We start from the raw sequence: 5,247 nt of genomic DNA, 5'->3' as shown, positions 1-5,247 counted from the left end.
ATTTTTTAGGAATTCGAATCACGCCATTTTTTTTGGCTGGACTTGGGTTGCGACAAAATTAAAATTTTATTATACGTTTTACCGCCTTTTGCTTATCATCCACAACTAACTTGGCAAAATAGGCTCCATTAGAAACCGGATAATCGTGCTTATCCACACCCTTCCAGTTTACTTGAAAATTTCCCGGAGAGGAATAGGCATCTATCAGGGTTCGGACAAATTGCCCTTTTATATTGTATATTGTTAGATTCACGATTCCGGTTTGAGTAAGTTGAAAAGAGATGACAGTTTCATTGCGGAAAGGATTGGGTGCTGAAGTTAATTTTATGCTTTTGTCTAGAGGTTCTTCTCCGACGGCATATCCCGGCCATTCATAAGCACCCATATCTACTGTCTCTCCGTAGATTCTGGGATTGCCGGCAAGGTCGAATTCCGGTAGTTCAATTCCCGCCGGTAAATCCAGAGTTCCCGCGTCTATACAGGGAGAATTCTCCTGAAGTTGGTAAGGATATTCACCGGATTGTGTCCAGTAAGGAATTGTATCCAGATTTCCTTCCAACCAATTGATTTCTGTATCCCCCTGACTATAAATACCATCTTCTCCACCTTGAATAAGAGAATTTCTTACAGTTATACCAGTCGGTCCATAAGCAGGAATACCGTTTTCTTTCAAATGAATCTGATAGTTTGCATAATTATCATAAACTATCGAATTGATTAAAGTTAAATGTGCACCATTTCTAATAAATATTGTTGCCGGACCATTTCCAAAGCACTCATTATCACCTATTGTTGCATTTATCAATACTATACTCGAGTTATCAATAAGGACAATAATATTTGAGTTAGGCCATTCGTCTTCATAACTCGTATTATCTGATATTTGCAAATTTACCAGCATACTTGTATCTTGGGTTGAATTAGTTGAATTGGACATACTCATTAAAGCTCCTCCACAACCTCCAACTAAAGGCTCGGTTCCCATCACTTTAATATTCTCTCCATATGTTCTTATAGGAGGAACATATAAAGGGTAACTGCCAAAACAATCAATTATTGTAATATTTTTATAGGTATTTATAAAATTGGAATCAGTTGTACTGGGCATTAAAATAAACTGTGAAGCGTTTTCATCTTGACCATATGTACAATCTTTAATCGTTAAATTCTCAAGATGAACACTGGTGTGACCATAAAATCGTAACTGAACTCCACTATATTCCCAATAGCCGTTTCTGAGTGTAAAATCCTTGATCGTCATCTCTTTCTCTCCATTCCAGGCTGCGATTAAAGCATATTCAAACTCCCCGTCTATTATTGTGTTCTCTTCACTTTCGCCGATCAAACTTACATAAGTTCTCATATTCAGGGGTAAACTCTCTCCGGTTTGTGATGCGGAATATATCCCGTCAGAAACATAAATAGAATGCGGATGCAGGCTATCGGCTTTTATCTTGAGCAAAGCAAAAGTGATACTCTGTAAGGGTTCACCCGGATTTAAACCGGAATTACTATTATCACCTTCAGTGCTAACATATAGATCTGCTTCTACTTGTTCCACAACTGATTCTTGACAGGAAAATCCGTAATCCTCCCCTTCTACCATATAAATAGATTCACCGGTTGGTTCTGCTACTGTAAATTTATTTAGTACAATATTCAGACTATCAAAACCATTTATTGTTATTTCGTTCCCCAGTGCTGCATAATTTAGGTAAATACTACACAAATTTTCTTCATCAAAATATATCTCAGAATTATCCCATATTGTAATATTTCCGGTGTACAAGGAGTGATTGTTTGTGATTTCTGTTCCAGCCAAAAAAAGAACAGAATTCCTCGAATAAATTCCACCTCCACCAAAAGCTTCATTATCTTTAATTACACAATTAATTATATCCAAATGTGAATTCCAACTATAAACACCACCCCCACTCCTGAGTCCAATACTAACAGAACTATATGGATTACCGCTACCATTTCTTAAAGTAAATCCATATAAAATGCCTTCATCCACATTCTTCAAATACACGCAACTACCATTCTGATTACCGTCAACTACAGTACTATCTATATAAGTTGAATCTCCGGTAACCATATTTAATGAACCGATTGTTAGACTTTTCTCAAGATAATCAACATTCTCATAATATATTCCGGGATATACCAAAACCGTATCCCCATCTGTAGAAGCATTTATCCCCTCCTGGATAGTCGGATAATCGCCGGAGCCACATATATCCACCACTATTACTTCTCCATAGAGTGATGATACAAATAAATAGAAAATTATAAATATATATAAACTTCTCTTTGATAACATAATGAATTCCTTCCTTAATAAAAACCATACCCGATCTGTAATAAACAGACCGGGTATGATATTTTCTTTATCTGATCAACAATATTTTACTAACTGCATTCTGATTCGATGTTTTAACCTGATAGAAATATACTCCGTTAACAACTGACTCGCCATTATATCCAGTACCGTCCCAAATTGCATCATATTTACCGGAATCCATCTCTCCGTTATACAAATCCTTTACTTTCTGTCCCCATATATTATAAATATTTACTGATACGGTAGTTTGGCAGGGAACATAAAAAGAAAGTTTTGAATTTCCGATGTTCATATTGTAAGGATTGGGATAATTTGCAAGAACCTGCAAACGTTCTTTATCAAAGTTCGAGGCGGGTAGTTCAATTTCGCTAAGTTTAACAATAGAATAATCATCACTATGAGAATATAGTTTTCTAATCTCAAATTTGGATTTCTTTTGATCGAACACCGAATAATTATTTACAGTGGATTTGCCACCACGTCCGATCTCCAATTGAAAGGTCAAGGCAACCGGGTCTCTACCGGATGATGAAGTATAAGCCAATATTTGAGCTTTGGAACTATCTACAACGCTGGCTCCCACGCATTCATCATCTTCAAAAATACCTATCTCGGTTACATTGGCGGGAATATCAATCACATCAATTACATTATAGTCGGATTTCTCGTTATATGTAAATGATTGAGGTTTTCCCTTTCTTGCCGAACCCCATATCGGTGTGTGGGGGTAATGCCAGACAAATCCCGCAACATCTTCATTAAATGAAATAATGTATCCTTTGCCAAACTCCAGATATTTCCCTTTTGTGCTATTAGATGCCACCGGGATGGAGTTTCCATTACGCGGAATAGTTTGCTTACAATAATACCAGTCTTCTGCCTTTACGCTCTCTACCTTATCCCATACCGAGCCAAAAGCATCGACAATATTCTGGGTTGGTAATAATGTATAACTTACCCAGTAAGTGTGTCGTGATATTGCATTTTCAAGGGTTGGCTCATTATCGGGACGCAGATAACCGGCTAAGGAAAGATTATTTGAGAATGACCATGGAATCCAATTGTTCATCCGAAGTTTATAGAGTTCATTCCAATTGACCATTGTAAAATCAAGAGGATCATGGTACCAACCTGTTCCGCCATAATATGTCATTTCCCTGTTATCTGATGCTACAACCTTTTCTATATACGGTAATAATGGATCTACCATAAGTTCCGCATTGTAATCTCCGGATACGTCCGGTACTACCGGGAAACTTTCCCAATTCCAATTTGGATGAAGTGTGCGGTTATAATATGGTTTGTCATTTGAGTACTCTTTAAACAGAGTTGTTCTGCCGGTAAAAGGGTGGAAGAGCAGTTCATCATCATTTATATCTCCCTGTCCCGGAAGATTTAAATCTCCAAAGTCGCTCATTATCAATCTGAAGCAACTACTTTCATTAGATGAGGAAGGGCTATATTGTAATTCATGATCATTGTCAATGGAATTTCTATAATTATAGATATCGGTTCCATCGGAAAACACAAAATTCATATTCCAAGAACCGATTAATTCCTCTAAGGCAGCGTGTATGCCTTCATTCACATTCCAGCCATTTTGAGCAATATTCTGAATAATCCAACGGAAATATAATTCAGAATCAACTATAGGATCTGTCGTATAATTTTCATCATAGGGAGATTCCAAATGATTAGAAATATATGTAATATCGCTTCCAGATAAAGTACCATTGTGCGCAAACGAATAAATTATTTCATCTGTTTCCCACAGAAACGGATGAGGATCATCTATACCTGTAGCGCCACTGGATGCTGCTCGAATATGACCAATGACTATATGAGCTTCTGCTTCAACTATTTCACTTTGAAAATCATCGTAGGCTGAACTATTATACGCTGCACCATCTCCACGTTCGATAAAAACTGTTCCGGGATCATCGGGTAGATAGTACAACAATGCCCAGCCATCATCATTGGGGAAATATGGATTATATGTTGTTGTACTTTGTGATTGCAATTCATCCAAAGCGTTTTCAAGGAGATCGCCGGTATTTTGGGAAGATAGTACTTTGTTATCTTTTCCAATCATTGTTAATAACCTGCAGCCAAACAAACTGGCAGATGATAAACCCATTATTAATAAGACTATCAATATTATTTTTGTTCTTTTATGTATCATTTTTTTCTCCAAAATTTTGTTCGGTTAATAAATTAATCCGCCTAATTTCCTTCTCGCCAAAACGGGATAAGAAAGTGGCGAAAAGTATTCTCTAAAAGTGAAACTCAATTAGCAATATCAGACCTTTCAGTTTCATCTCCAATAACAATCTTCTGCATTAAAGTCTCTTCTGTTGCGAGAAGAAAAACAGAAAAGACATTATCTAAATGAATCTGTTCTTCCCGAGTTTGGTTAATGAAAATTTATTATAAAATATAAAAAATTTTAAGTTACGGTATACTGGTAAGTTAGGTGGGGAGGGGTAGAGTGATTGGGAGAGGGCGAGACTTTGCGAAGGAGCGAGGGAAAAAATTGAGATTAAAATTCCGTAGAATTTTTCTAAGATCAAAAAATCTTATTATTCTCACTATTTTCTCCTTCTAAATTGAAAAGATGTTGTGTGTTATAAATTTTGTTTTTCACAATTACGTCAAATATTTCGGATGTAAATTATTTTACAAATAGCATTTTCTTTTCCATTGTTTTCTCATCCGTTTCTACTTTATAGAAATATACACTCTGGGCAACTTGTTTTCTCTGCTCGTTTTTTCCGTCCCAAATGGCAGAATATTTATAAAGCGGTTCTTTGGCTGTTGCATTAACACGGTTAATTCACTCCAAACTGCATACTTTTGCTCGGTTGCATTAACACGGTTAATGCACTCCAAACTGCATACTTTTG

The 5,247-nt window shown here is 36.4% G+C and carries 3 protein-coding genes; all 3 read right to left on the bottom strand.

Annotation, left to right across the window (positions count from 1 at the left end; translation table 11 throughout):
* Nucleotides 1-58: 58 nt before the first annotated feature.
* Nucleotides 59-2,323, bottom strand: coding sequence for a choice-of-anchor Q domain-containing protein (locus tag U9P79_04300; GenBank protein ID MEA2103848.1), 2,265 nt, complete (start codon nucleotides 2,321-2,323; stop codon nucleotides 59-61).
* A 67-nt stretch (nucleotides 2,324-2,390) separates the two neighbouring features.
* Complete coding sequence (locus tag U9P79_04295) at nucleotides 2,391-4,526, bottom strand: class II glutamine amidotransferase (GenBank protein ID MEA2103847.1); 2,136 nt, start codon at nucleotides 4,524-4,526, stop codon at nucleotides 2,391-2,393.
* A gap of 536 nt (nucleotides 4,527-5,062) precedes the next feature.
* Nucleotides 5,063-5,247: hypothetical protein (locus U9P79_04290; protein MEA2103846.1), on the bottom strand; the 185-nt coding region annotated here is incomplete at its 5' end.

It is taken from the genome of Candidatus Cloacimonadota bacterium (assembly GCA_034661015.1).
GTDB lineage: Bacteria > Cloacimonadota > Cloacimonadia > JGIOTU-2 > JGIOTU-2 > JAYEKN01.
This window is presented reverse-complemented; position numbering and strand designations above follow the sequence as displayed.